The sequence below is a fragment of the Sulfurimonas sp. genome, assembly GCF_026991475.1.
GTDB lineage: Bacteria > Campylobacterota > Campylobacteria > Campylobacterales > Sulfurimonadaceae > Sulfurimonas.
The window spans coordinates 1-26,567 of record NZ_JALXBK010000017.1; the positions used below are offsets into that span (position 1 = coordinate 1).

Below are 26,567 nucleotides of genomic sequence, written 5' to 3' on the forward strand. Positions count from 1 at the left end.
AGTAGATAACGATGCGGTACAATACTTAGCAGAGGGTGAAACTAAAGTTGAAAACTTTACTGTCTCTGTTGCTGATGAAAATGGTGCTATATCCTCTCAGAATGTTGCTGTTACTGTTACGGGTAGTGACACTCAGCCTGATGTTACTGTAACAGGAAGCGATAGCAATACCAACAATATTACATTATCTGTAGTTGATGTGGATGGAGGCAGCATCGATTTATCTCAAATTCATACTTTAAGTGGTGATACACATCCTGTAGATAGTATAGATATAGCTGGGAAAACAGAGTTAAATGTAACAGCAAGTGATGTAATAGATATAACGGATGACAACAATATACTCAAAATCAGTTCAGCTGATAAACAAACAGATACTGTTCACTTAGATAATACATTTGTTCAAGGCACAGATGAAAATGGGCATACATCGTATAGTGCAACAGAGACTGTAGATGGTACAAGTACAACCGTTCAAATATTTATTGACGATACTATCGTAGTTGATTAGAGAGAATAGTATTTGAAAAAAGTGATTTTTCTTTTATTATTCGCGCAGTTACTATTTTCCGATAATATGAGCTTTGCGAATGATAAAAAGAAGCACTTAGGTATTTCTTTTTTACTTGGTAATGCTACTGGTATGTATATGAAGTATAACTATCAAGATAATTCTTACACAAAAAATCTTCTTATAGGGACTTCACTTGCTATGATTCCTGGAGTGCTTAAAGAGTATAGTGATTCTAAACAAGTTGATAATTATGCAAGTAGTGCTGATTTAGCATATGATTTACTCGGAAGTATAACTGGAACCATATTGGGTATCTATGTAAGTAAAAAATTATTTGTAAATATAAAACAACGCAAGGTTACTTATAATGTCAAGTTTTAATATGCTACAAAACATCATACAAAAATTCTCTTCAAAACCAAACAAAGTATCTCTACCTTATAGTGTTGATATGCATTCTCATCTTATACCTGGTATTGATGATGGTGTTAAAGAGGCGCAAACAAGCTTAGAAATTTTAACTAGGCTTTCACAGTTTGGTTTTAAAAAGGCTATTATTACACCACATATTATGTCTCATAGATTTCCAAATACAAAAGATAACATAGAAAAAGGACATGAAAAACTTCGAGAACTTATTGTAAAAAATGGCATAAATATAGAAACGAAAGTAGCAGCAGAATACTACTATGATGAACACTTTATATCACTCATAAATAAAAAAGATCTGATGAGCTTTGGTGAGAACTACGTACTTTTTGAGCTTTCATATACACTTAAACCTTTTGCACTTGAACAAAGTGTTGCAAAACTTTTGGATGCAGGATACAAGCCAATATTGGCACATCCAGAAAGGTATCAGTATTATAGAACTGTTGAAGATTATGCCCGTCTTAAGGAGATAGGTTTAGATTTTCAAATCAATGCTATTTCTACACAAAACTTTTATGGTAAAAATGTAAAAAAATCTGTGGAAAAAATCATAGATAACGGTATGGTCGACTTTATAGGAAGTGATATACATTCACACAAATATGTCGACGCATATAATGCATTTTTATCTAGTAAGATTGCCCAGACAATAGGCACTAAAAATCAAATTAAAAATGACATGCTATAAATAATCCACATCAAGAATAATAAACTTAAATTTATAAGGAGAGTTTTCAATCCCTAATGAAATAATGTCTCCATCTTTCAAAGGAGCAGATGCAGAATGATCTTCTCCTCCTACTTTTATATCATTCACCATACTGCCACAAGCACTGCCTCTGTCATATAAAATATATGAACCATCTTCATTTTTAACAATACTACAATGCTCACGAGAAATTTGCAAATATTCTCCATTGTCTAAGAGATAAACATCGTTGTTTGGTTCCTGTCCACTCAGTTTATGTCTCTCTTGCAGTACCACTTCTCCATTGACAAACTGAACCCTAGCCTCTCTTCCTATTTTAAAAGGATAGTCATAAATAGGTATGATATCTTGAGAAAACTCTCTTTTTATAATGCTATGCTTTGCTTCTTCAGTCATAGCCTTGAGAACTGCCTTAGGTATCATACTTTCAAGCAGTTTCTTCTTTTCTTCATCTAGCATAACTTATCCTCTGTCTTTGTAGTATTGAGAGTTACCATAACCATAGGCATAGCTTGCTCCATACCCATAACCATACTCTTTACCAATCATTGCAGCATTAAGTATAACACCTACCCTATTATGAGAGTGTTCTCGTGCCATTCTGTCAATATTTTTCACAAACTCTTTTCTTGAGTAATTTGCACGCACTATGGCAAAAGTAATGTCAGAATAGTTCATAAGTATAGTTGCATCTGTAACAAGTCCAGCTGGAGGTGTATCCATCACAATATAATCGTAATGATTTTTCAATTCTTCCAAAAGTGATATAAACTCTTTAGATAAAATCAATTCAGATGGATTTGGCGGTAATGGTCCAGTTGTCATTATATTAAGACCATACACATCTGTTTGTTTAATGACCTCTTCAAGTGTATTTTGAGAAGTTAAATAATTTGAAACACCTATATTATTATTAAGATCAAATTGTTTATGTATAGAAGCTTTACGCATATCCAAATCCAACACTATGACTTTTTTATTACTCTGTGCCAATACTTTTGCCAATCCTGCTGCAATAGTAGTTTTTCCCTCTCCAGAGACTGAAGATGTTATAGCTATAATTTTATTTTCTTTATGCCCAGGTAAAAATTGAAGGTTTGTTCTTATATTTCTAAATGCTTCTTCATAAATATTTTTTGACATTTTATCTTTGGTAAAAGGTATAACTCCATAAAGAGGAAGCGATGTAAGTTTTTCTACATCTTCAACAGTTCGTACTGTCGTTATCATGAACTCCCGTAAAAATGCTTGCGCTATTCCTATAATAAGACCTAAAATAAATCCTACTATAATAATCAATTTTCTTTTTGGCTTTATCGGCGTAGCATCTTCTAATGCCTTATCAACAATACGAGCATTTGCAATAGTAGAAGATTTTAAAATAGCTGTTTCCGCTTTTTTCTGTAAAAGATACTCATATACAGATTCATTTACTTTAAGTGGGCGAGAAAGTTCAGCAAGTGACTTTTCTTGTCCAGGAAGTGCACGAATAGATTTTCTATATTTTACCAGGGTAGCTTTAATATCTCTACTTCTTTGAGTAAGCTGTCTTAAAGAACTCTCTACAGCACTTTTAATAGCACTTTTAGTAGATGCTATACTTCTTGTAAGTTTAATGACTTCAGGATGAATTGCTGTATAATCAACAAGAAGTAAATTTTTCTTATCTGTCATTCTTTGTAGATTTTGAATAAGTTTTAACAGACTCGGATTTGTAAATTTTGCAGTACCAAGTGTTAAACCATTGAGATCTTTATGTGTATTCATAAAGTGTTGTAAGTTAGTTAAGATATTTATCTCAGTTTGAATATTAAGCTCTTCTGCTTCATACTTTGAGACTGTTTCACTACTAAGCGCAACCTTTCCTGCTATGCTTACGACATTGTTTTTTACCTTATAATTTTGCAAATTTTGCTCTGAAACAGATAATTTTGAGTTGATTTTTTCAAGTTGAGAATCTATAAAGCCAAGGGTAAGTTGTGCTGATTTTGTTTTTTCTTTTATACTTTCATGTATATACATATGCGCAATAGCATTAAGAATCTCTTTTGCTCTTAAAGAAACATCATCTTGATAATCAAGTTTTACTATAGAACTGTATTCAGAAACAAGTGCTACATTGAGTCCACCAATATAGCTGTCATAATAAGCATACTTAGGAGTGAAGCTAAAAGTGTATTTTGGAGCAGTTAGCTTTTCAAGGTTACTAACAGTGAATGTAAACCATGGTGTTTGAATAGGCTCATTGTATTTATGTACTTGTTCATAAGTTATTTTTTGATCAGCACGTAGCTTTTTTAAACCAAGTTTTATAAGAATGCCTTGAATACTCCACATAGATGGCTGTTTTATTTTTAATAAGAAATGCGTATCATCTTTAGGTTCTATAATAAATGTTTTACCATACATAGCATTATCAAGAACTTGTGATGTTACAACAAAAGGTGAATCTTTATAGAGCTCCGTTTTTTTCCCAAGTGCATTTATACTATAGTATCTTGTGCTAAGGTTCAAGGTTTCAAGTGCTTTTTGAACGATATAACGTGATTGAAAAATTGCAATTACATTATCCATATTTGCACTATTTTGACCAAACGCTTTTAGCATGGCATCTTGCGCATTTGAACCTTTTGTATTGTCATCAAGGACTTCAACAGTCGCACTGGATGCATAAATATTTGGTTTATAGTATGCAAATATCCCACTTGCAATTAATAGTATAAGCGTAATAAGAATTATAGAGACTTTATAGCGTACTATAACTCTAAATACTTCTTTTAAATCAATCTCATCATCGTGTGTCTCTCTAGGGTCTGTTTTATTCATCATTCTCTCTACTTAGGTGCTTGATTTAAAATAATTGTTCTTTGAACAAATGGGGTTAACATTGCTGATACCGCTTGGAAAAATGGCATAGACTCTTTAAATGCCTTGTTGTATCCATTAATAGTCCTTGCTTGTACATATAGTATATCGTTTGGTTGTAGTAACATACTTGTTGTCAACAGACTTTTGCCATCAGTTAAGTTAATCTTCCTTATTTGTGGGTGACGAAGATTTCCACGAATTATCATAATATTTCGACGCGAAGCAACTGAATCAAAGTAACCACATCTTGCAATAGCTTCAATGACATTCATTGTTCCATTAACAATTGGAACTACACCAGGTTTGTTTACTTCACCTATGACAATAACTCTCTGATTAGTTATTTCAACTGTAACATAAGGATTGCGAATATACTTTTTATACTCTTTTATAAGAACTTTTGAAGCCTGATCTTCTGTAAGACCCGTTACCTTTACAGAGCCTATAAGAGGCAGGCGTATAGTTCCTTTTTGTGTTACAAGTAAGCCTGCTGCTGCATCTACTCCCTGTAAGCCTTGCCTTGTAATATCACTCGTTGCCAAGATAGAACTCATTTGCTGTGAGCCGGTACCTGATTGCACATAAACAGTAATAGATAGTCTGTCGTTTGGAGCAATTTTATACTCAAACTTGACCTCTTTTTCATACTCTTTTTTCGTAACTATGCTAGTATTAATATCTGCACCAGCATGCTGAAAAAGACGATCGTCTTTGATGCTACATCCAGAAAATAAAAAAGTAGTTACAAATATAGTTAGTAATATATTAAATGCTCTAATGGGAAACCCCTTCTAATAAATTTTGTGTATTTTAACTTGATTATTATTAAAAGAAGATGATTTTATTGTAAAATATGTATATTTGTGTTACAATACGTTCATAAATTACATAAAGGTAAATAAGATGAAAAATGAAAGAAGAAAGTTCCTCAAGAAGCTAGCATACAGTGCTCCAGTCATAGCAAGTTTAGGTCTGCTCACAGAGCCAACGAGTGCAAACGCAGATGGTAGACATGACCCTAAAAACGAAAAAAGTAAAATAAGCCGTAGAATTAAAGAATATAAGTAGATATACCAAACTTTGAACAGAAAGAAGTATAAAGAGTATGTATATGGCTATAAATTAGTATTTGACGGAAATTCAAATACTTCTTCTAGTACTCTTATAAACATAAATGAAGTAAATTCTGTTTCACTTACAAACTCTTCTTATAGAGTTGACTTTCAAACAAACCAAAATCGTGAGATTTACTTACGGACAACATCGCTTTTAGAGACTTTTTCTATGCCAGCGAGGTGGCTCTTTTGTGTAGAGGGCGTTGTGAGTTTTTTATGCAATGGAAACACACAGCAACTTTACTATAAAAAAGAGCTCCACTATAGTGATGATTTGATGCGTTACTGGCTTATACATATAGTTCTTCCTTTAGCATTAACACTTGATGCAACTTACTACTTTTTACATACAGGTTCAGTGAACATCAACAACAAAGCAGTACTTTTTACAGGTGAGAGCTATGCCGGCAAGTCAACACTTACAGACTACTTTTTGCAAAAAGGTCACGCGCTGGTAAGTGATGACAAACTCGCAACATTTCAAAAAGATGAAAAATTCTACTGCCAACCCTCACATGCATACCATAGACCCTACAGAGCCAGAGAAGATCTAGGCAAAGTATGTAAAAACTTTAACAGCCAAGAGTTAGAGATGGGCACACTTTACTGGCTAGAACCCGTAAACGCAACAGATGACATAAGCATAACAGAACTAAAAGGTCTTAAAAAGTTTGAATGCTTACGCTATGCTACAGAGATGGACTTGGGAGTCAAGTTAAAAGAGAGGTTTGCTTACCTTACACAACTGGCAAACAGAGTCAAACTCTACTCCATAAAAGTGCCAAGAGATATGCAAAGGCTTGAAGAGGTCTATGATGCCATCATCACACACAACACTACACAAAGGTAAAAAATGAAACTCAATACAAATGTAGAAATATCACCAAATGTACTCCTTCAAGAGGTAGATGATGAGACAATCCTACTCAACATTGAAAGTGAAGAGTACTTTTCACTTAACGAAATAGGAACTATTTTTTATGAACTACTCCAAGAACATAAAAACTTAGAAAAAATACTCCAAGAGTTGCAAAGCTACTTCGATGCACCAAAAGAACAACTAGAAAAAGATCTCATTGCATTTGTAGAAGCTTTAGAAGAAAAAAAGTTAGTTAAGATTTAATTCGTATCTAATATTTCTACCCTTAGTTCCTAAAATTTGTTTAATGCATCCAAATTCCACTAATTGAACTATATCTCTTACAGCTGTAGCTTTACTCACTTTTGTAAGAGATATGTATTTTTTTGTATTAATACCACCTTCAAAATTTTCGTTTCCAACATCAAGTATTTTATTTAAAACTTTTATTTGTCGTTCATTCAAAGGTTTTTCTCTATATTTATCCCAAAATTTTGTTTTTTGAACTAAATACTCTATATTTTTAAGCGCTTGTTTCATTGCTTCTTTTACAATTACTAAATGCCACTCTAACCAAGGGGTAATGTCAAAGTTTGGATTATATAGTAAATTTGTACTACTATCTACAATTTCATAATACTCTTTTCTTTGAACGTTAATAACTGAAGAGATAGAATAAAGTTTAAATTGTGAACGAAGTGTATTTTTAGACAAAATATAATCTGTTATAGCCCTTGCTATTCTCCCATTACCATCATCATATGGATGAATAGCTACAAACCAGAGATGAGCTATCGCAGATTTTATGTAAATATTTTCTTTACTATTATTACAATAAATTATAAACTGCTCTAAACCTTCTTTAATCTGCGAAACAGGTATAGCTTTATAGTGTACTTTTTCATGACCGATTGCCCCTGATACCACTTCCATATCATCTTCTCTAAACGCAGCAACTCTAATCTTATGAAGTCCACTGTAATTGTTTTCAAAAAGACAATTATGCCAGCCATGAAGTCTCTCTAATGTCAAATCCTCTTTATTCATATTTGAATCAAGAAAAATTTCTACCAAGCTATCTGTTGCAGCTGTTGAGTACTTGTCTTTAAAAGCATCAAAATTTTTATCGAGTTTTTTGCGCAAAGATGAACGTACACTTTCTCGCTTAAATACTTCACCTTCTATTAAGGAAGTATTTAAAGCTTCATCAGTAAGTGTCTCAATCTCTATATTTCGTATATCATCTTGATTAAAAAGTTTTGAAAGGGCGTCAAGCTGCCCTCTTTCATAATCTATTTGTGCAATTAAATCCACTAATCCTTCTTTATTATAAAAAAAGTTGGGATAATCTTTATGTTGCCATATCCATCTTATATCTTCTTTACACATCTATAACCTTTGAGCCGAATAATTCTTATAATAGTATCATAAAATGATACTATTACTTCTTTTTCTCTCTTCTCTTCGGTTTTTTTCTATACTGCATTCGAGGATCAAAAAGATTGAAAAATATGGAAAAAAGTAGAGCAAATAACGCAAGATTTACTATGTCTGACTTGTTATAAACTTGAATAAAAATGAGCGAAAACAGCACCTGTAACTTTAGTAATGATGAAACAGTAAATATTTTGTCTCTTTTAAACTTTAATAAAATGTGATGCAAGTGATTTTTGTCTGCTACAAATAGCGACTGTTTTCGCTGCTTTCTTCTTCGCATAACCACCAAAGTATCAAGCAGTGGAATAGCTGCAAGAAAGAGTGCGGAAGTAGGATTGATATACTTCAGTGCATAAATACTCAACAGCGCAATGACAAAGCCTAAAAAGAGTGAGCCACTATCTCCCATAAAAACTTTAGCGGGGTACCAGTTAAGCAGTAAAAAAGCAACTAACACAGAAATAAGTAGTAAACTTGTAGATATAAGAAAAGCATCTGAATGCTGATACCCAACATAGACCAAACTTGCCAATATAATGACAGAGATAGAACCCGCAAGACCATCCAGCCCATCAGTAAGGTTGAGTGCATTTGTGAAACCTACTATGGCAAATATGGTAAAAGGTAAAGCCATATAACCCAATGAAAACTCATAACCAAAGTAAGTACCAAGAGTCTCTACTCTAAAACCATTGTAGTAAACAATAACCGCAGCTATAATGATAAACATAAACTTCTTACGTGAACTAATATCTGCAAAATCATCATAAACCCCTGCCCCATAAACTATGAGTAGTGCAAGATAGGCATAGTGCATATGTAATTCAGGAAATACAAAAGCACAAGTAATAGTTAATGCAATAAGAAAGAATGCACCAAAAACTATGCCAGCACCTCTGGCAACAGGCTCTTTATGAGCACTCCTATGGTTTGGTACATCTACAAGACCAAACTTCTCAGCATTTTTTATAAAAAGCCTAATACCAACATATGTCACAAAAAGAAGCAAAAGAAATAAAATAGTAAAAGAATATAACACCTGTAAGAACCTTTTTTACCAAATTATATCTTTTTTAAAATTAAAAAGGTGTAAAAAAGTGAAATTTAATATAAAATTTGCTAGAATTCTAAATATAAAAATTAACAAGTTTAAATATAAATCTAAACTAATAAATAGAACTAAGGATAAAAGTATGAATAAAAAAATCACCATAATAGGTCTAGGTTATGTAGGGCTGCCCCTTGCCCACGCATTTAGCGAAAAGTACGAAGTAGTGGGCTTTGACATCAATAAGCCGCGTGTAGATGAACTTAACAGTGGCTTTGATAGAACTTTAGAACTTACAAGCGAACAGGTAAATGAATCTCTGAAAAATGGGATGAAATTTACTATGGATATTGAAGATATTAAAGATAGCAATGTTTACATTGTTACTGTTCCAACTCCTATTGATAATAATAATGAACCAGACTTAACTCCCATAGAAAAATCGACTGAAACTGTTTCTAAAGTCCTTAAAAAGGGTGATATTGTCATTTATGAGTCTACCGTATACCCTGGTGTTACTGAAGAGGTTTGTGTACCTATTTTAGAAGGGGGAAGCGGACTGAAATTTAATGAAGATTTTTACTGTGGTTACTCTCCTGAGCGCATTAACCCGGGAGATAAAGAGCATACCGTTACAAAAATCCTTAAAATCACTTCAGGCTCAACTCCAGAGATAGCAAAAGTGGTAGATGAGTTGTATAAGTCAATCATTACAGCCGGAACCCATCTAGCATCTAGCATCAAAGTAGCTGAAGCTGCAAAGGTCATAGAGAACACACAAAGAGATGTAAACATCGCTCTTATGAATGAACTTGCAATGATATTTGATACAATGAACATCAACACAAACGCAGTTCTTGAAGCAGCCGCAACGAAATGGAACTTCATTAAACTTGCTCCCGGACTTGTAGGTGGACACTGCATAGGAGTTGATCCGTACTACCTTACACATAAGGCACAATCATTAGGCTATACACCTAATCTTATCTTAGGTGCGAGACATATCAACAATGGTATGAGTAAACTTATAGCTGATAAAGCTGTAAAATATATGGTAAAAGCAGATAAAAAACTTAACGGTGCAAAAGTACTCGTCCTTGGCATTACGTTTAAAGAGAACTGTCCTGATATGAGAAACACAAAAGTTGTAGATATTATCTCTGAACTTCAAGAGTATGAATGTGATGTAGATGTTTATGACTACTGGGTTGACAAGAGTGATAGAGAGAGTAAAACTATTCCTTTTATAGATGAACTTCCATACAACTCACACAAATATGACGCTATCATCGTAGCAGTAGGACACGATAAGTTCAAAGAGATAACACAAGAAGAGTATGCTGGGCTCTCAAAAGGTGCACCTATAGTGATAGATGTAAAAGGCATAGTAGAAAATCCAACATGGAGACTATAAAAATGAGTAAAAATTTTGCACTTATTGGAGCAAGTGGATACATCGCTCCAAGACATATGAAAGCGATAAAAGAGACAGGAAATGAACTCGTAGCAGCACTTGATCCTTATGATGGCATAGGTATAATGGACTCCAACTTCCCTCAAGCTGACTTCTTCACAGAGTTAGAGAGATTTGAAGATTTCATAGGTAGATGGGATAGAGAACATGATGATAAAATAGAGTATATGAGTATTGCTTCTCCCAACTACCTGCATAAAAGTCACATCAGGCTTGCTCTTAAAAGCGGTGCGCATGCAATCTGTGAAAAACCGCTTGTACTGAATCCTGCTGATATAGATGAGCTTAAAATCATTGAAAAAGAGACAGGAAAAAAAGTTTACAATATTTTACAACTGCGTCTGCATCAGTCGATAATAGATTTGAAAGAACGTGTTGCAAAAGAGCTTGAGCAAAATCCAGATAAAATATACGATATAGACCTTACTTACCTTACAAGCCGTGGAAAGTGGTACTTTGAGAGCTGGAAGGGCAAGCAGGAAAAATCAGGTGGAATTGCATCTAACATTGGTGTGCATTTTTACGATATGCTCTGTTGGATATTTGGCGATGTTCAAGAGAACATTGTCCATGTAAAAACTGCAGATACAAATGCAGGGTACTTTAAGCTTAAAAACGCAACTGTAAGATGGTTCCTTTCAGTAAACTATGACTATATTCCAGAAGATATTAAGGCAAATGGGATGAGAACGTATCGTTCTATCACTGTAGATGGAGATGAAATAGAATTTAGCGGTGGATTTACCGACTTGCATACAAAGAGTTATGAGCACATCTTAAACGGTGGTGGATTTGGACTTGATGAGGCTTATGGAAGTATACGAACAGTCTCAACTATTCGTCATCTACCTGCTGTAGGTCTGCAAGGGGATTACCACCCTTTTTGTGAAAAAGTTTTAGAGAAGTAAGTAAATGGCTCAATACTTTGCTCACGAAACATCCATAGTAGATGCAAATGTAAATATAGGTGACAATACAAAAGTCTGGCACTTCTCTCACATTCTCTCAGGCTCAAACATAGGAGCAAACTGCTCTTTTGGTCAAAACTGTGTAGTAGGTCCAAATGTAAAGATAGGCTCAGGTGTAAAAGTGCAAAATAACATCTCAGTTTATGAAGGTGTAGAGGTAGAAGATGATGTATTTCTAGGACCTTCCATGGTCTTTACAAATGTCATCAACCCACGAGCCTTCATCGTAAGACGTGATGAGTTTAAAAGGACACTACTTAAAAATGGATGCTCAATAGGAGCAAACGCAACGGTAGTATGTGGTGTCACCATAGGTGAATATGCACTTATTGGCTCTGGCGCAGTAGTAAACAAAGATGTAAAACCTTATGCTCTTATGGTGGGTGTACCAGCCCGTCAGATAGGCTGGGTAAGTAGAGCCGGTAATACGTTAGACTTTAATGATGAAAACATCGCAGTAGATGAGTTTGATAACTCCAAATACAGACTTGAAAATGATGAACTAAAAGAGATATAATGAAAATAGACTTCGCAAATTTACAATACCAGTACCAACTCTATAAAGAAGAGATAGATGCTGCAATGCAAGCAGTGCTTGATAAATCAAACTACATTATGGGTAATGAAGTAAGAGAACTTGAAGATGCTTTGCAAGAGTTTACAGGTGCAAAACACGCCATAACATGCGCAAGTGGTACAGAAGCACTTATACTTGCAATGATGGCACTTGACATCAAACCCGGTGATGAGATAATAACAACACCTTTTACTTTCATCGCTACGGCTGAGACTATTGCCTTTTTAGGTGCAAAGCCGGTGTTTGTAGATATAGATGAAAAAACTTACAATATTGACCCAAGTAAAATAGAAGTAAAAATTACAGAAAAAACAAAAGCCATCATCCCTGTAAGTCTTTACGGACAGCCTGCGGATATGGATGCAATCCAAAGCATCGCAGATAAGCATAACTTGAAAGTAATCATAGATGGTGCACAGAGCTTTGGAAGTATTTACAAAGGTAAAACTGATTCAAACCTGGGTGACATTTCTACAACAAGTTTTTTCCCTGCCAAACCTCTTGGATGTTTCGGTGATGGCGGAGCAGTTTTTACAAACAGTGATGAACTTGCAGAAAAGATGAAAATACTTAGAGTACATGGACAGAACAAACGCTACCACCATAAATACATTGGTGTTGGTGGAAGAATGGATACACTACAGTGTGCAGTGGTCAATGTAAAACTCAAACACTATACAAAAGATTTGCTACTTAGACAAGAAGTAGCACAAAAATATACTCAAGCTCTGAAAAACAAAGAACTTGTAACTCCATTCCAAAACCCTGATATAACATCAGCATGGGCACAATATTCAGTACAAGTTAAAAACAGAGATGAACTACAAGCAAAACTCAAAGAAAAGGGCATACCAACAGCAGTGCATTACCCTATGCCATTGCATTTACAAGAGTGTTTCGAGCATCTTGGATATAGTAAAGGTGATTTTCCAATCGCAGAGAGAGTGAGTGAAGAGATTATGAGTCTGCCTATGAATTCATATGTGAGAGATAATGAGATAGAGTATATTGCAACACAACTATGATAAAACTGCTTTTACTACTATTACCATTTACACTTTTTGCTGCAAAACCAGATTTACTGCTTTTAAAAGTTTATAAAGACCAAAATATCAGTGGATGGGTGATGAGTGAAAAGCTCGATGGTATTCGAGCTTTTTGGGATGGTAAACATCTTATTAGCCGTGGTGGTAAAATTATTCATGCTCCAAAATATTTCACAAAAGATTATCCATCATTTGCAATTGACGGAGAATTGTGGAGTAAGCGGGGAGATTTTGAAAATATCTCTTCTATTGTGAGAGACAGAGTGCCAAGTGAAAAATGGCACGAGATAAAACATTACATATTTGAAGTACCAAACGCAGCGGGTGGACTCTTTGAACGTCTTTCAAAGGTGAAGCCTTATGAAGGAAAATATATACACATAATTCCCCAAAAATATGTCAAAAGTAAAGAAGATTTGCAAGCATTTTTAAAAAGTGTTGAAAAATTAGGTGGAGAAGGTGTTGTGGTACGTGATCCAAACGCAGCGTATATAAACAAAAGAACATCAAAAGCCTTGAAGGTAAAGAGTTTTTTAGATGATGAGTGTGAAGTAGTAAAAGTTCTCAAGGGAAAAGGTAAGTATAGCAATAAAATGGGATCACTTGAGTGTAAACTGCCAAATGGCACACTCTTTAAAATAGGTTCAGGTTTTAGTGATGCACAGAGAAGTAACCCTCCAAAAGTAGGAGATACCGTTACTTTTAAATATAAAGAGATGACAAAGTATGGTAAGCCACGGTTTCCTGTATTTTTGAGAGTTAGGGAGATGAAATGAATGAATTAATAATTATAGATACTACAGACATTCAAGATAAAATATTTACTATTCGTGGTGTACAAGTTATACTTGATAGAGATTTAGCTGCTTTGTATCAAGTAGAAACAAAAGTTTTCAATCAGGCTGTAAGAAGAAATATAGAAAGGTTTCCGAAAAATTTCAGGTTTCAATTAACGAAGGAAGAATTAGAAAATTTAAGGTCACAAAATGTGACCTTTAAAGAAAACTTAACTACTAAGTATCTGCCTTATGTTTTTACTGAATTTGGTGTATCTATGTTAAGTGCCATACTAAAAAGCAAGATAGCTATAGAAATAAGCATTAAAATCATAGAATCTTTTGTAAATATGAGAAAAATTATAAGTGCAAATGACCTTATGTACCAAAGGTTTGAAAGAATAGAAAAAAGACTATTTACTCATGATGACAATTTTGAAAAAATATTTAAAGCTATAGAAGATAAATCACTTCAACCAGAACAGGGCATATTTTACAATGGACAAATATTTGATGCATATAGCTTTGTGACTGATTTAGTTAAAAGTACTAAAAAAACAATTTTACTTGTTGATAACTATATTGATGAAACTACACTTACAATATTGAGTAAAAATCAAAATGTAAATACTATCATTTACACATCTACAATTTCAAAACAATTAAAATTGGATATAGAAAAATATAACCAACAGTATAAAAAAATAGAAGTAAACAGATTTGATTTATCGCATGATAGATTTTTGATTATTGATGATGAAGAGGTTTATCACATAGGTGCTAGTTTAAAAGATTTAGGTAAAAAATGGTTTGCCTTCTCAAAGATGGATATAAACTCTTTTGAGATTATAGGAAAGTTAAAGTGCTAAATAAATTAAAACCAAAGTCAGAATTTAGTAAAAATGTCTTAACTCTAATGACTGGAACGACAATAGCACAAGCAATTCCTATTGCAATAAGTCCTATTTTGACAAGAATTTATACTCCTGAAGATTTTGGAATTTTTGCTCTGTACTTAGCTATTGTCGGATTCATTTCAATTGTGATTACGGCAAGATATGAGATGGCGATAGTTTTGCCTAAAAGTGATGAAGATGCTATCAATATTTTGGTACTTGCACTTTTGATAACTCTCTCTTTGGTAGTGTTGACAACTCTGACTATTTTCTTGTTTAAAAATGAAATTTTACAACTTTTTAATGCTCAAGCTGTTGGCAACCTGATTTTTCTTGTTCCTATCTCTCTCCTTTTTGCAGGTCTTATACAAACTTTTAATTATTGGTCAAACCGAAAAGAGTACTTTAAAGCTATGTCAAGTTCTCAAATTGCTCAAAGCTTTGCTATTGGGTCAATGCAGCCTCTTTTGGGATATTTTTCTATAAATGGAGGACTGATTCTTGGAAATATTTTGGGACGCGCAGTCACTGTATTTGTTCTGGTAGATAAGTTTGTAAAAAATGATAAAGAGTGTTTAAAAGAGATAAATAAAAAAAGTATGATAACACAGATGAAAAAGTATAAAGATTTTCCTTTAGTAAACTCTTTGCATGCCTTTAGCGATATTTTACGTTCAAGCGGTTCTGTAATGCTTATTTCAACCTTTTTTGGTACTACTGTATTAGGATTTTATTCTCTTTCTTTACGAGTTTTACAAGTCCCTATTAGGATTATAGGCTCTGCACTGGGACAAGTCTTGTATAAAAAGTTTACAACGCTGCACAATAATGGTGAAAATCTTTATCCGTATGTTAAAAGTGTTGTAGTGAAACTCTTTTTGATTGCAGTTCCCTCTTTTGGGTTACTTTTTTTTATAGCACCTGAGTTGTTCGCATTTGTATTTGGTGAGAAGTGGAGAATAGCAGGGGAGTATAGTCAGTTGTTAATTCCTTATTTATTTATGAATTTTTTGATTTCACCAATTAGTCATATTCCTATTATATTGGAGAAGCAAAAGAAGTTTTTTTATCTGAATCTTATTGCTAATATTGGAATGTTGTTGATATTGTTTTGGGGAAATATCTTTCATTATGGTTTTACAACTCTTCTTTGTGTTATTTCTCTTTTTATGTCTTCATTTTATATTTATACTTTATGGTGGTTTAAAAGAATTTTACAGGTTTCATTATGAACATAGTAATTATTGGCAATAATTATTTTGGACCAATTTTAACAAAGCAATTATCTGAATATGATACAGTAAATAGTTATATCTTCTATGATACAAATTCAAAAATAATTGATAAAATAAAATTTATTTTAAATATATTTAAAATAGACGTTGTCTATAGTTTGAGTGCTTCTGTAAGTGGTGGAGGGGCATTGAATTTAGCATTAAAATCAAATAAAAAGATTGTGCAACACTTTATTGGAAGTGATGTTTTAGGTGCAGTGGAAGATTATAAAAGAGGAAATATAAATCAACAACTCATAAAAAATAGTACATTTTTATGCGAAGTTGATTGGATAGCAAAAGAGCTAAAAGAAATTGATATTTATGCAAAAATACAAACTTATTGTATAATTGAAAATAGTGATAGATGTGAACTTCCAAAAAGTTTTTCTATTTTAACTTACTTGGGTAAGGGTAAAGAAGAGTTTTATGGGGTAAATACTTTAATAGAACTTGCAAATAAATTAAAAGATATAGAATTTAGAGTAGCTGGAATTGATACATATAGTGTTGTATTACCAAAAAATATAACACTGCTTGGTTGGGTTGATATGCGTAAAGAGTTACAAAATAGTGTTTGCTATATTAGAAATGCTTCTCATGATGGACTTGCTTTTTCTGTTGTGGAAGCGCTCTCTTTAGGTAGATATGTCTTTAGGAATTATAAATTTCCATACACTATGTATTTTGAAAATCTTACTGAATTAGCAGATAAAATAGCTCAGAAGAAAAGACTTTTTGATGATTCAAAATTACAAATACACACAGAAGCTATAGATTTTGTAAAAAGTAAGTTTAATAAAGAAAAAGTTTTGGGTAATCTTGTGAAAGTCTTGACTGAATCAAAGAAGTAAAAAAATGAAAAAAAATATTTTAATAATCTCTATATATTATCCTCCTATTCAATCAATTGCTAGTAACAGAATCTACTCTTTTGCAAAATATCTTGATAAAGATAAATATAACGTATATGTGCATACTTTAGAGAGTGAAAACTCTGTTTCAGATGATAAAGATATAGTAGTACGACGATCAAAAAATAATATTTTTTTTAAGCCTCTACTCTTTGCAAAAAGAACGAATAAATTTATACACTATTCAAAAGTGATTTACAATAAATTTGTTAGATATTTTTTTGAAGATGAGTATAGAGGTTGGATAGCGGAGTCTTTGCAAGACTTACCTACATTTATAAAAAAGAATGACATAGATATTGTCATTTCTACTTATGCTCCTGCTGCACCACATATTGTTGCATTAGAGTTGAAAAAGAAGTTTCCAAATTTAAAATGGATAGCTGATATGCGTGATGAGATGAGTCAAGGATTAGGTTTAAATTTTAAGCTTAAAGAGAAGTATGTAAAGCTTGAAAATGAAATTTTTACTTATGCAAACGCAGTTACTTCTGTCTCAAAACCACTTGTTAATGAGTTCCAATCTTTGAGTAATAATAAAGGTATAATTTTTCGTGAAATTCGTAATGGTTATGATTTTGCACTAGAAGAGATAAAAAATGATAATGCTGCGTTTACTATAACATATATGGGAAATTTTTATGGACAAAGAAATCCTGTCAATTTTTTAACTGCATTACATAATCTTCTTCAAAAAGATAGTGCTAAAAAAGTTTTTGTGCAACTTGTTGGTGTGAAAACACACTTTGAAATTCCTGAGTTATTACAAGAGAGGGTTTCTGTTATTGCTTATGTTAAACACTCCGAAGCGATTGGTATTATGAAAAAGAGTGATGCTCTTTTGCTTATTCATCCTGCAAATGGTCGAAAGGGTGTGTTTACGGGCAAACTCTTTGAGTATCTTGCAGCTTTAAAGCCGATTATCGCGCTTGTTGATGAGGAGGATGTAGCAGCAAAACTTATACGCGATGCAAATGCAGGCTATATTTCAGATAATGCAAATATAGAAAAAATCGAGATGATTTTAGAAGAGGCGTACCTAGAGTGGAAAGCGAAGCGAAAACGAGAGTTTAATATAGATATAATAAAAAAACACCATCGTAGGGCACAGGCGAAACGATTGGAATATTTGATAGATGAGATTTGTGATGAAAGATAAATACCTAATCTTAGCAGATGGAAAAAGCCCGCATACTTTTAAATGGGTGAAAGAACTTTACAACTACTTTGACCTATCTTTAATAACGCTCAATGGGTATGATGAACAGCTGTTGCAGTATATTGATAAAGAGCAAATATATGTGCTCAATGAGAGTGTAAACGCAGAGGGTGGGAACTTTAAACTACTTCTAAAATATTTTGAGATAAAAAAGATTGTGAATGCTTTGCAACCGAAATACATTAATGCCCATTACGTTTCAAGCTATGGTGTTTTAGCTGCACTCGTCAAGAGAAATAATCTACAGCTAAAATTGATACAATCAGCATGGGGAAGTGATATTTTAGTGACACCTTTTGAGAGTCGAATTAAAAGAGTGTCTATAAAATTTGCCCTGCAGTATGCAGACTTGATTACTTCTGACTCTTTTTATATGAGTGATAAAATCATTGAAATAAGTGCTACTGAAGCAATAGAGACTTTTGCTTTTGGACTTGAGAACGTAGTGAGGGATGAAGATACTGTTAAAGATGAAAATCTTATATTTTCAAATAGAGCACTTAGTGAAAATTATAATATAGATACGATTATTCAATGGTTTGCAGGGCTTAAGAATCGAGACTTAAAACTAGTTATTGCAAATGATGGTGTACAGAGAAAAGAGCTCGAAGAGTTGTGTAGCTCTCTTAATATTGCACAGCAAGTGAAGTTTGTCGGCTTCTTGAAAAAAGATGAACAAGATGCATTGTATAAAAAAGCAAAGTATTATATTTCTATTCCGCGTTCGGATTCAACTGCTGTCTCTTTACTTGAAGCGATGGCATTTGGATGTTATCCTATTGTCTCAAATCTATCCGCAAATAGGGAGTGGATTTTAGATGAATGTAATGGAAGTTTTTTTGTTGAAGAAATGCCATTACCTGTAGTTGAAGAGAATGTAAGCAGTATTAATAAAAAAATTATTAATAAAAAAGCGATTTTTTCAAAAAGCATAAAAAAATATATAAACAGGCTTGAAGAGATATGAAAATTCTAACAATACTAGGCGCAAGACCTCAGTTCATAAAAGCAGGAAGTGTAAGCCGTGAAATAGCTAAACGCAGTGAAATCCAAGAGACAATAGTCCATACAGGACAACACTACGACGCAAATATGAGTGATATATTCTTTGATGAGATGAAAATTCCTAAGCCTGATTACTTCCTTGGTATTGGTGGCAAAAGCCACGGTGCAATGACAGGACAGATGATAGAGAAGATAGAAGAGGTATGCCTCAAAGAGAAACCTGACTGGGTGATGGTCTATGGTGATACAAACTCTACACTTGCCGGTGCAATAGTTGCAAGTAAACTGCATATAAAACTCGCACACATCGAAGCAGGTCTTCGAAGCTTTAATATGAAGATGCCAGAAGAGGTAAACAGAATACTCACAGATAGAGTAAGTCAAATACTCTTTTGCCCAACAGATACAGCAGTAGAGAACTTGAAAAATGAAGGCTATGATAATCTTGATGTAAAAGTAATAAAGTCAGGTGATGTTATGCAAGATGGAGCTATTTTTTATAAAAGTCTAGCACAAAAACTATCATGTGATATTCAAGATAACTTTATACTCTGTACAATCCATAGAGCAGAAAATACAGATGATGCAACAAGACTGAAAAATATCTTCAAAGCACTAAATGAAATAGCTAAAGAGACACAAATCATCTTACCATTACACCCAAGAACAAAAAAGATAATAGACGAACTGCAAATAGATACAAAAAACTTGACAATTATTGACCCTGTAGGATACTTAGAGATGGTATGGCTTATAGATAACTGCTCTCTTGTTATGACAGATAGCGGAGGACTCCAAAAAGAGGCATATTTCTTCCAAAAACAGTGCATAACACTCAGAGATGAGACAGAGTGGGTGGAACTTGTAGAGAATGGTTTTAACACACTTGTGGGGGCTGATTATGAGAAAATACTCAAAGCATATCAGACAAGCACTGCGTTTAGATCTAAAGAGTTAGACCTTTATGGTAGTGGTAGGGCGAGTCAAAAGATTATAAGTGAATTATTAGTATATGAACTCTAAAAATATCTGGATTATTAACGAGTATGCAGGCTCGCCTTATCATGGAATGGAGTTTCGACATTATTATCTGGGTAAAGAGCTTGTAAAACTGGGCAATAGAGTTACGGTTGTAAGCTCTTCATACTCCCATCTTTTTAAAAATCTTCCAAAAGAAAAAAGAGAAAATATTGATGGTGTAGATTATCTGTGGCTGGGGACTTTTGATTATGGTGAGTCACATGACAAACGCAGGGTATTAAAGTGGTTTTTGTTTATGTTTAAAGTTTTTTTTCTCCCCTTTAGCTTGCAAAAACCTGATGTAATCATTGTCTCACCAATGGCACCATTTCCTATTTTACCGGCATATTTTCTTTCAAAATTTTATGGTGCAGAGTTGATTTATGAAGTGAAAGACATTTGGCCGCTTAGTCTTATAGAGTTGGGAAGATTTGCTCCTACGCATCCTTTTATTCGTTTAATGTCATGGTTTGAAAAATTTGCACTCAAAAAATCTGATATTATTGTTTCAAACCTCCAAAATTATGGTGAACATATGAAAAATGATGTTGGCATAAAGAGAGATTTTGAATGGATTAGTAATGGTGTAGATTTGGATGAGATAGCACAAACCGAACCACTTAGCTCTGAGTTACAAAACAAAATACCAAAAGATAAATTTATAGTCGGCTATACGGGTACTGTAGGTGTGGCAAATGCACTTGATAGTTTTTGTGAAGCTGCAAAAATTCTAGAAAATAATAGAGAAATTTTATTTGTCATTGTTGGAGATGGACAGGAAAAAGAGAAGTTGGTGTCACGTTATGAAAAGTTGGGTAATATACTCTTTATAGAATCAATTCCAAAGAAACAGGTGCAGAGTATGTTGTCTCTCTTTGATGCCTGTTATATAGGTTTGAAAAGAGAGAATCTTTTTAAGTACGGAGTCTCACCAAACAAACTTTACGACTATATGTATAGTGCGAAGCCTGTTCTTTATGCAATTGATTCGGGTGAAAATAACATCGTAAAAACTGCTGAGTGCGGAGTAAGTGTAGAGGCTGAAAACCCAGAGGCAATTGCACAAGGAATTGAAAAACTCTATAAAATGGGTAAAAAAAGAGAAGAGCTTGGTAAAAATGCAAAAGCGTATATCTTGGAGCATTTTACTTATGATAAACTTGCACAAAAATATCAAAAATTAATGGAGAAATAAGAGAATGAGAGAAATTTTTAAAAAATATGATGTCTATTTTTATATGTTGTTTGCATATATCTTTAGTATAGCATGTAGATATATTTGGGTATACCAGTTTAATGGATATGCGCCATTTCACTGGCATGGTCAATTGATGATAAATACAAATGATGGTTACTATTTCGCTACAGTCGTTAAACACTTACTTTATGGAACAAATCCAGACAATCAACTCCTCCAAACAGCGATAGATACATACCCTGGAACAGTATATAGTGTCTACTACCTTACAAAATTTTTACCATTTTCACTTGATACTATCATTCTCTATATGCCTGCGTTTGTATCGAGTCTTATTGTTATTCCCATCATCCTGATTATGCGACTCTATAAGCTTACTTTCGTTGGTTTTTTGGCTGCACTTTTAGCGTCAATTACATGGAGTTTTTATAACCGTACTATGACAGGATATTTCGATACAGATATGTTTGCTTTGGTCTTTCCTGTCTTTATTTTATATTATGTGATGAAATTTGTTAAAGATGATAAGCTCTTGACAATGCTTATTGCTTCTATTATTACTGCATTTTATGTTGTTTTTTACCCTCAAGGGTATGCGGCAATAAGTGCAATCTTTGTTACATTCATTGTTTATGGGCTTGTATTTGTCAAAGATAAAAAACAGTTTTATCTCTCTTTAGTATTTATGAGTATTGCTCTTATTAAAATTATGTTAGTGTTAAAACTTCTCCTACTCGTTGTGTCTTATTTTGCATCACAACAGGAGCTCATTAAAAAAGATAAAAATCCTCTTTATATTGCCATTGCATCTGTGCTTTTCTTTATATTAGCAGGAGATGGTTATGGGCTTATTATGTCTAAAATTGGTTGGTATACAAAAACAGGTACAGATGCCGGGGTTCTTCACTTTTATGATGTTGCTCAAACCATTCGAGAGGCGGGAAAAATTTCTTTTGACACTTTTGCAAATAGAATTTCGGGCTCTGTTGTTAGTTTTATCATTGCACTTGCAGGTTATATACTCCTAGTATTTAAGAAAAAAGAGTTTTTACTCTTTATTCCATTGATTGGAATTGGGTTTTTCGCATATATTGGTGGTCTTAGATTTACTGTGTATGCTATTCCTGCCATGGCAATTGGTGCAGTATATTTGGCTTATTTCATAATTGAGAGAATTGTTGCAAAAGATAAAGCAAAATATGCTCTTCTTACTTTAGCAACAGTAGCGTTTTTATATCCAAATATTAGGCATATTATTGCGTATAAAGTACCTACTGTTTTTAATCAAGAAGAGGTAAAAATTCTTGATAAACTTAAAAATATTGCTACCCCAAAAGATTATACATTAACATGGTGGGATTATGGTTACCCTATTTGGTACTATTCAGATACAAATACACTTATAGATGGTGGAAAACACCATGCAGATAATTTTATTATTTCTCAGATACTTACGACAGATTCCCAGATGCAAGCAGCTAATTTGGCAAGAACATCTGTTAAAAAATATGTGAAAAAGCAGCTTGCTTATACACCAGTGGCAGATTATATTTTTGAGCACAACGGGACTGCTTTGGATGCAAATGATGTGCTAGATGAGATGAGATTAGGTGATTATAAACTTCCTAAAAAAACCAGAGATATATATTTGTATTTACCAAATAGAATGTTAAATATTTTTCCAACTGTGGCAGTATTTTCTAATCTTGACTTAAATACAGGAAATAAAGAAGCAAACCATTTCTTTTTTGTGTCTCGAAATTTTAAACAAGTTGGTAATAAACTCATGCTTGGACATGGTGTGAGTTTTTTAAATAATACGGGTGAATTGCTACTGGGTAATCGAAAAATACCTATAAAACATTTTTCTGTTGTAAGCTATAATAAACAAGGGAAACTCCAAAAACAAGACCAAATTCTTGACTATAATTCGCGACTGAATATGATATATATGAAAAGTTATAATACAATTTTAGTCTTGGATGATAAAATGTATAATTCTGTTTTTATACAGCTTTTTGTATTTGAAAATTATAATCATGAGCTTTTTGAGCCAGTCATTTTAAACCCTTTAGTTAAAATTTATAAACTTAAGAGATAAATAATGCAGATACCATTTCATCGCACTCATACTACAGATGAAGAGATAAACGCAGCGATAGAGGCTATAAAGTCTGGCTGGGTGACTATGGGTCCAAAAACAGTTGCGTTTGAAAAAGAGTTTAAAGCCTACATCGGCTCACAAGAAGCAGTGAGCGTAAACTCCGCTACAGCAGCACTCCATTTGGCACTCAAGGCCATTGGACTGCAGCGAGATGATGAGGTCATAGTGCCTACAAACACTTTTGTGGCAACCGCTGAGGTTGTGACCTATTTTGATGCTACACCTGTGCTATGCGACATCGAAGAAGATACACACAACATTGATGTTTCAAAAATAGAAGAGCTTATAACTGAGAAGACACGTGCCATTATTCCCGTACACTTTGCAGGGCAGCCTTGTGATATGGATGAGATCTATGAAATTGCTCAAAAGCATAACCTTAAAGTAATAGAAGATGCCGCACATGCGATTCCTAGTAGCTATAAAGGTGTAAAAATAGGTAACTTAGAAAAAAGTGACGTTACTTGTTTTAGCTTTTATGCAACAAAGACACTCTCTACAGGTGAGGGTGGTATGGCGACAACGAACAATGCCAAATATGCAAAAAATATGCGCATCAATAGACTTCACGGTATCAGCCGTGATGCGTGGGATAGATACACTACTAAAGGCGCATGGTATTATGAAATAGTGGACAATGGTTGTAAGTATAATACTACAGACATAAACGCAGCTATAGGGATGGTACAACTGAAAAAGCAGGAGATGTTACGCGAAAAACGTGCAAAAATTGCCCAGACGTATAACACTGCGTTTAGAGATAACAAAAATATTACACTTCCCTTTGTAAAAGATGACAGAGAGAGCTCTTGGCATCTATATGTCATAAAAATTGCAAACAGAGATGAGGTGATAGAGAAGCTCAAAGAGCGTGGAGTAGGGTGTAGTGTTCATTTCATCCCTATCCATAAACACCCGTACTACAAAGAGCATTATGCGTATGAAAACGCGGCATATCCAGTAGCAAATGAAGTTTTTGAACGCTCTTTGTCTTTGCCTATCTATCCTGATATGCTTGATGAAGAGGTGGCGTATGTGATAGAACAGGTAAGTGAGCTTGTCGGTTGATGTATAGATTGTATTTGAAAAGAGTTTTTGATTTTATTGCTGCGTTTATCGGGCTGCTACTTCTCTCTCCAATCTTACTAGTCATTGCATTATGGATAAAGTTTAGTTCCAAAGGGCCGCTTTTTTATACTCAAAAGCGTGTAGGAAAAGATTTTAAAGAGTTTGATATTTATAAGTTTCGTTCGATGGTTGTTAATGCCGATAAAATAGGTCCAAGCGTGACAAGTGGTGATGATTCTCGCATTACAGAGGTCGGGAAGTTTATACGAAAAACGAAGATAGATGAACTTCCTCAATTGTTTAATGTGCTGAAAGGAGATATGTCTCTTGTAGGACCTCGCCCAGAAGTGATGCAATTTGTTGCTAAAAAACGAGATGAATACAAAAAAGTACTCAGTGTGAGACCGGGCATTACAGACAATGCCGCTATAGAGTTTCGTGATGAAGAGACGATTATGAACGCTTATGAGGACAAAGAGAGGGCATATCTTGAGATTATCTTGCCGCAGAAGATAAAACTTTACTATAATTATATTGATAATATTTCATTTACAAATGATATAAAACTACTCTTGCATACATTAAAGGTAATCTAATTGAACTTTTTAACTCCAACAAATACAAAGCGTACACTCTTTTTTATTCTTTTAGATTTTATTGCTATTAGTGTTGCAACTTATATCGCATTTTTATTGCGCTTTGATTTTATAATAGAAAAACAGTATATTGATGATGTTTATAAGACCTTTATAATCTTAGGTATTATGAGAATAGGTTTATTCTATATTTTAGATATCTATCAAATATCATGGCGTTATTTTAGTTTTAAAGATCAAGTTCAAATAACATACGTACTGCTAAGTTCAACTCTTTTATTTACAGCTTTAGTATATCTCTTTAGAGGAAGTTTTTTTGCTGGTTATCCTCGATCTGTTATTCCAATAGAATTTTTATTAAGTTTTTTATTTATCCTCTCATCACGAGTGAGTAAAAGATTTTTTTTAGAGGTTTATTCTAAACATTCTCTTGGTAAGCCAACTCTCATCGTTGCATCCCCTCAAAGGGCAGAAGAGATAACAAGAAAACTTTTAAAATCAGATCATGATTATTGGCCTGTTGTGATTTGGGATGATATGACTGCTGGTATTAAAATTAATGGAGTAAGGGTTAAGCGCTATGCAGAGATAATGGAATTTCATCAGGGATTACAAAGTGTCATTATTTCAGATGAATTTGCTGTTAAAGATTTTTATGAGAAAATCAAGAAATTAAATATTAATGAAATCAAAATCTTTAATACTAATAGTGATTATGGAAAAAATAGTCTCGTAAATTTATCAGTTGAAGATTTGCTTGCTCGTCACCCTAAAGATTTAGATAAAGAGACTATTGAAAATTTTATAAAAGATAAAGTCATTTTAGTGACTGGTGCGGGTGGAAGTATAGGAAGTGAGATTTGTCGTCAGTGTGAAAAATATGGTGTGAAAAAATTGATATTACTTGACCATAGTGAATTTAATCTTTACAGTATAGAGCAAGAGATAAAAAATGTGCCAACAGCAGCTGTAATGGAAAATATACGTGATTTAGAATTGCTAAATAAAACTTTTGAAAAGTATAAACCAGAGATTGTTATTCACGCAGCAGCATATAAACATGTGCCTCTTGTTGAAGCCAATGTAACAGAAGCTATTTTGAACAATGTAGTAGGTACAAAAAATGTCATTGATATGTCCATAAAACATGGTGCTGACAAGTTTGTAATGATTTCAACAGATAAAGCAGTTCGTCCAACAAATGTAATGGGTGCAACAAAGCGAATTTGTGAACTTTATGCTCAAAATTCCAATGGTCTTGGTACAGATATAGTAGCCGTACGTTTTGGAAATGTACTTGCTTCAAGCGGAAGTGTAATTCCAAAATTTAAAGATCAAATAGATAAAGGAAAGAATGTTACGGTAACACATCCTGATATTACAAGGTACT

27 protein-coding genes are annotated in these 26,567 nt (G+C 33.5%); 22 read left to right on the top strand and 5 right to left on the bottom strand.

Features of this window, described 5'->3' with window-relative positions:
- From MV589_RS01350 to MV589_RS01360, 3 genes are all read left to right on the top strand, one after another.
- On the top strand, window positions 1–511 hold a 511-nt coding region (locus MV589_RS01350; RefSeq protein WP_297431312.1), incomplete at its 5' end, for a VCBS domain-containing protein.
- 12 nt (window positions 512–523) lie between these two features.
- Entirely contained in the window at window positions 524–895 is a 372-nt protein-coding gene (locus tag MV589_RS01355) for a YfiM family lipoprotein (protein WP_297431313.1), read from the top strand.
- Entirely contained in the window at window positions 882–1,634 is a 753-nt protein-coding gene (locus MV589_RS01360) for a tyrosine-protein phosphatase (RefSeq protein WP_297431314.1), read from the top strand. The genes MV589_RS01355 and MV589_RS01360 overlap by 14 nt, the downstream gene beginning before the upstream one ends.
- Here MV589_RS01360 and MV589_RS01365 read toward each other — a convergent pair.
- The 3 genes from MV589_RS01365 to MV589_RS01375 are packed head-to-tail and all read right to left on the bottom strand — an operon-like array spanning window position 1,629 to window position 5,302.
- A complete protein-coding gene (locus MV589_RS01365) occupies window positions 1,629–2,114 on the bottom strand; it encodes an FHA domain-containing protein (RefSeq protein ID WP_297431315.1) in 486 nt (161 codons plus the stop codon). The two genes, MV589_RS01360 and MV589_RS01365, sit on opposite strands and share 6 nt — an antisense overlap.
- 3 nt (window positions 2,115–2,117) lie before the next feature.
- Window positions 2,118–4,484, bottom strand: coding sequence for a GumC family protein (locus MV589_RS01370; RefSeq protein WP_297431316.1), 2,367 nt, complete (start codon window positions 4,482–4,484; stop codon window positions 2,118–2,120).
- A gap of 5 nt (window positions 4,485–4,489) precedes the next feature.
- Window positions 4,490–5,302 (bottom strand): polysaccharide biosynthesis/export family protein, encoded by an 813-nt coding sequence (locus tag MV589_RS01375; protein WP_367271550.1) that lies wholly within the window; start codon window positions 5,300–5,302, stop codon window positions 4,490–4,492.
- A gap of 124 nt (window positions 5,303–5,426) precedes the next feature.
- Between MV589_RS01375 and MV589_RS01380 the strand changes: the two genes are divergently transcribed.
- The 3 genes from MV589_RS01380 to MV589_RS01390 are packed head-to-tail and all read left to right on the top strand — an operon-like array spanning window position 5,427 to window position 6,761.
- Window positions 5,427–5,591 (top strand): hypothetical protein, encoded by a 165-nt coding sequence (locus MV589_RS01380; protein ID WP_297431317.1) that lies wholly within the window; start codon window positions 5,427–5,429, stop codon window positions 5,589–5,591.
- Between the two features lie 12 nt (window positions 5,592–5,603).
- Window positions 5,604–6,488: a phosphoenolpyruvate carboxykinase (ATP) gene (locus MV589_RS01385; protein ID WP_297431318.1), complete on the top strand. Its 885-nt coding sequence runs from the start codon at window positions 5,604–5,606 to the stop codon at window positions 6,486–6,488.
- A 3-nt stretch (window positions 6,489–6,491) separates the two neighbouring features.
- A complete protein-coding gene (locus tag MV589_RS01390) occupies window positions 6,492–6,761 on the top strand; it encodes a PqqD family protein (protein WP_297431319.1) in 270 nt (89 codons plus the stop codon).
- Here MV589_RS01390 and MV589_RS01395 read toward each other — a convergent pair.
- Both MV589_RS01395 and MV589_RS01400 read right to left on the bottom strand, forming a co-directional pair.
- Window positions 6,747–7,886, bottom strand: a complete 1,140-nt coding sequence (locus MV589_RS01395; RefSeq protein WP_297431321.1) for a Fic family protein — start codon at window positions 7,884–7,886, stop codon at window positions 6,747–6,749. The two genes, MV589_RS01390 and MV589_RS01395, sit on opposite strands and share 15 nt — an antisense overlap.
- A 52-nt stretch (window positions 7,887–7,938) precedes the next feature.
- Window positions 7,939–8,973, bottom strand: a complete 1,035-nt coding sequence (locus MV589_RS01400; RefSeq protein WP_297431323.1) for a glycosyltransferase family 4 protein — start codon at window positions 8,971–8,973, stop codon at window positions 7,939–7,941.
- Window positions 8,974–9,127: 154 nt separating this feature from the next.
- Between MV589_RS01400 and MV589_RS01405 the strand changes: the two genes are divergently transcribed.
- From MV589_RS01405 to MV589_RS10940, 16 genes are all read left to right on the top strand, one after another.
- Window positions 9,128–10,396, top strand: a complete 1,269-nt coding sequence (locus MV589_RS01405; RefSeq protein WP_297431325.1) for a nucleotide sugar dehydrogenase — start codon at window positions 9,128–9,130, stop codon at window positions 10,394–10,396.
- A gap of 2 nt (window positions 10,397–10,398) precedes the next feature.
- Complete coding sequence (locus MV589_RS01410) at window positions 10,399–11,364, top strand: Gfo/Idh/MocA family protein (protein ID WP_297431327.1); 966 nt, start codon at window positions 10,399–10,401, stop codon at window positions 11,362–11,364.
- 4 nt (window positions 11,365–11,368) lie between these two features.
- A complete protein-coding gene (locus MV589_RS01415) occupies window positions 11,369–11,941 on the top strand; it encodes an acyltransferase (protein WP_297431329.1) in 573 nt (190 codons plus the stop codon).
- Window positions 11,941–13,026 (top strand): DegT/DnrJ/EryC1/StrS family aminotransferase, encoded by a 1,086-nt coding sequence (locus MV589_RS01420; RefSeq protein ID WP_297431331.1) that lies wholly within the window; start codon window positions 11,941–11,943, stop codon window positions 13,024–13,026. The genes MV589_RS01415 and MV589_RS01420 overlap by 1 nt, the downstream gene beginning before the upstream one ends.
- Window positions 13,023–13,823, top strand: a complete 801-nt coding sequence (locus tag MV589_RS01425) for a DNA ligase (RefSeq protein ID WP_297431333.1) — start codon at window positions 13,023–13,025, stop codon at window positions 13,821–13,823. The genes MV589_RS01420 and MV589_RS01425 overlap by 4 nt, the downstream gene beginning before the upstream one ends.
- Window positions 13,820–14,692, top strand: coding sequence for an ORF6N domain-containing protein (locus tag MV589_RS01430; protein ID WP_297431335.1), 873 nt, complete (start codon window positions 13,820–13,822; stop codon window positions 14,690–14,692). The genes MV589_RS01425 and MV589_RS01430 overlap by 4 nt, the downstream gene beginning before the upstream one ends.
- Window positions 14,686–15,951, top strand: a complete 1,266-nt coding sequence (locus MV589_RS01435; RefSeq protein ID WP_297431336.1) for a lipopolysaccharide biosynthesis protein — start codon at window positions 14,686–14,688, stop codon at window positions 15,949–15,951. Before MV589_RS01430 ends, MV589_RS01435 begins: the two co-directional genes overlap by 7 nt.
- The gene (locus tag MV589_RS01440) at window positions 15,948–16,847 is read left to right on the top strand and encodes a glycosyltransferase family protein (RefSeq protein WP_297431337.1); all 900 of its coding nucleotides are present in this window, start codon (window positions 15,948–15,950) and stop codon (window positions 16,845–16,847) included. The genes MV589_RS01435 and MV589_RS01440 overlap by 4 nt, the downstream gene beginning before the upstream one ends.
- 4 nt (window positions 16,848–16,851) lie before the next feature.
- Window positions 16,852–18,066, top strand: a complete 1,215-nt coding sequence (locus MV589_RS01445) for a glycosyltransferase (RefSeq protein WP_297431339.1) — start codon at window positions 16,852–16,854, stop codon at window positions 18,064–18,066.
- Window positions 18,056–19,093: a glycosyltransferase gene (locus MV589_RS01450; RefSeq protein WP_297431340.1), complete on the top strand. Its 1,038-nt coding sequence runs from the start codon at window positions 18,056–18,058 to the stop codon at window positions 19,091–19,093. Before MV589_RS01445 ends, MV589_RS01450 begins: the two co-directional genes overlap by 11 nt.
- Window positions 19,090–20,154: a non-hydrolyzing UDP-N-acetylglucosamine 2-epimerase gene (wecB, locus tag MV589_RS01455; RefSeq protein WP_297431342.1), complete on the top strand. Its 1,065-nt coding sequence runs from the start codon at window positions 19,090–19,092 to the stop codon at window positions 20,152–20,154. The genes MV589_RS01450 and wecB overlap by 4 nt, the downstream gene beginning before the upstream one ends.
- Window positions 20,144–21,346 carry a glycosyltransferase family 4 protein gene (locus MV589_RS01460; RefSeq protein WP_297431343.1) on the top strand — a complete coding sequence of 401 codons (1,203 nt, stop codon included), beginning with the start codon at window positions 20,144–20,146 and terminating at the stop codon, window positions 21,344–21,346. Before wecB ends, MV589_RS01460 begins: the two co-directional genes overlap by 11 nt.
- A gap of 4 nt (window positions 21,347–21,350) precedes the next feature.
- Window positions 21,351–23,450: an STT3 domain-containing protein gene (locus MV589_RS01465; RefSeq protein WP_297431345.1), complete on the top strand. Its 2,100-nt coding sequence runs from the start codon at window positions 21,351–21,353 to the stop codon at window positions 23,448–23,450.
- A gap of 3 nt (window positions 23,451–23,453) precedes the next feature.
- Entirely contained in the window at window positions 23,454–24,581 is a 1,128-nt protein-coding gene (locus MV589_RS01470) for a DegT/DnrJ/EryC1/StrS family aminotransferase (RefSeq protein ID WP_297431347.1), read from the top strand.
- Between the two features lie 14 nt (window positions 24,582–24,595).
- Window positions 24,596–25,177 carry a sugar transferase gene (locus MV589_RS01475; RefSeq protein WP_297431349.1) on the top strand — a complete coding sequence of 194 codons (582 nt, stop codon included), beginning with the start codon at window positions 24,596–24,598 and terminating at the stop codon, window positions 25,175–25,177.
- The coding region (locus MV589_RS10940; RefSeq protein WP_367271549.1) for an SDR family NAD(P)-dependent oxidoreductase at window positions 25,178–26,567 on the top strand (1,390 nt) is incomplete at its 3' end.

Excerpts from the sequence above, each read along its gene's own strand:
- MV589_RS01360 (WP_297431314.1), top strand. The coding sequence starts at position 882 with ATGTCAAGTTTTAATATGCTACAAAACATCATACAAAAATTCTCTTCA.
- MV589_RS01365 (WP_297431315.1), bottom strand. The coding sequence starts at position 2,114 with ATGCTAGATGAAGAAAAGAAGAAACTGCTTGAAAGTATGATACCTAAG.
- MV589_RS01370 (WP_297431316.1), bottom strand. The coding sequence starts at position 4,484 with ATGATGAATAAAACAGACCCTAGAGAGACACACGATGATGAGATTGAT.
- MV589_RS01380 (WP_297431317.1), top strand. The coding sequence starts at position 5,427 with ATGAAAAATGAAAGAAGAAAGTTCCTCAAGAAGCTAGCATACAGTGCT.
- MV589_RS01390 (WP_297431319.1), top strand. The coding sequence starts at position 6,492 with ATGAAACTCAATACAAATGTAGAAATATCACCAAATGTACTCCTTCAA.
- MV589_RS01395 (WP_297431321.1), bottom strand. The coding sequence starts at position 7,886 with ATGTGTAAAGAAGATATAAGATGGATATGGCAACATAAAGATTATCCC.
- MV589_RS01405 (WP_297431325.1), top strand. The coding sequence starts at position 9,128 with ATGAATAAAAAAATCACCATAATAGGTCTAGGTTATGTAGGGCTGCCC.
- MV589_RS01410 (WP_297431327.1), top strand. The coding sequence starts at position 10,399 with ATGAGTAAAAATTTTGCACTTATTGGAGCAAGTGGATACATCGCTCCA.
- MV589_RS01415 (WP_297431329.1), top strand. The coding sequence starts at position 11,369 with ATGGCTCAATACTTTGCTCACGAAACATCCATAGTAGATGCAAATGTA.
- MV589_RS01420 (WP_297431331.1), top strand. The coding sequence starts at position 11,941 with ATGAAAATAGACTTCGCAAATTTACAATACCAGTACCAACTCTATAAA.
- MV589_RS01425 (WP_297431333.1), top strand. The coding sequence starts at position 13,023 with ATGATAAAACTGCTTTTACTACTATTACCATTTACACTTTTTGCTGCA.
- MV589_RS01430 (WP_297431335.1), top strand. The coding sequence starts at position 13,820 with ATGAATGAATTAATAATTATAGATACTACAGACATTCAAGATAAAATA.
- MV589_RS01440 (WP_297431337.1), top strand. The coding sequence starts at position 15,948 with ATGAACATAGTAATTATTGGCAATAATTATTTTGGACCAATTTTAACA.
- MV589_RS01445 (WP_297431339.1), top strand. The coding sequence starts at position 16,852 with ATGAAAAAAAATATTTTAATAATCTCTATATATTATCCTCCTATTCAA.
- MV589_RS01450 (WP_297431340.1), top strand. The coding sequence starts at position 18,056 with ATGAAAGATAAATACCTAATCTTAGCAGATGGAAAAAGCCCGCATACT.
- wecB (WP_297431342.1), top strand. The coding sequence starts at position 19,090 with ATGAAAATTCTAACAATACTAGGCGCAAGACCTCAGTTCATAAAAGCA.
- MV589_RS01460 (WP_297431343.1), top strand. The coding sequence starts at position 20,144 with ATGAACTCTAAAAATATCTGGATTATTAACGAGTATGCAGGCTCGCCT.
- MV589_RS01465 (WP_297431345.1), top strand. The coding sequence starts at position 21,351 with ATGAGAGAAATTTTTAAAAAATATGATGTCTATTTTTATATGTTGTTT.
- MV589_RS01470 (WP_297431347.1), top strand. The coding sequence starts at position 23,454 with ATGCAGATACCATTTCATCGCACTCATACTACAGATGAAGAGATAAAC.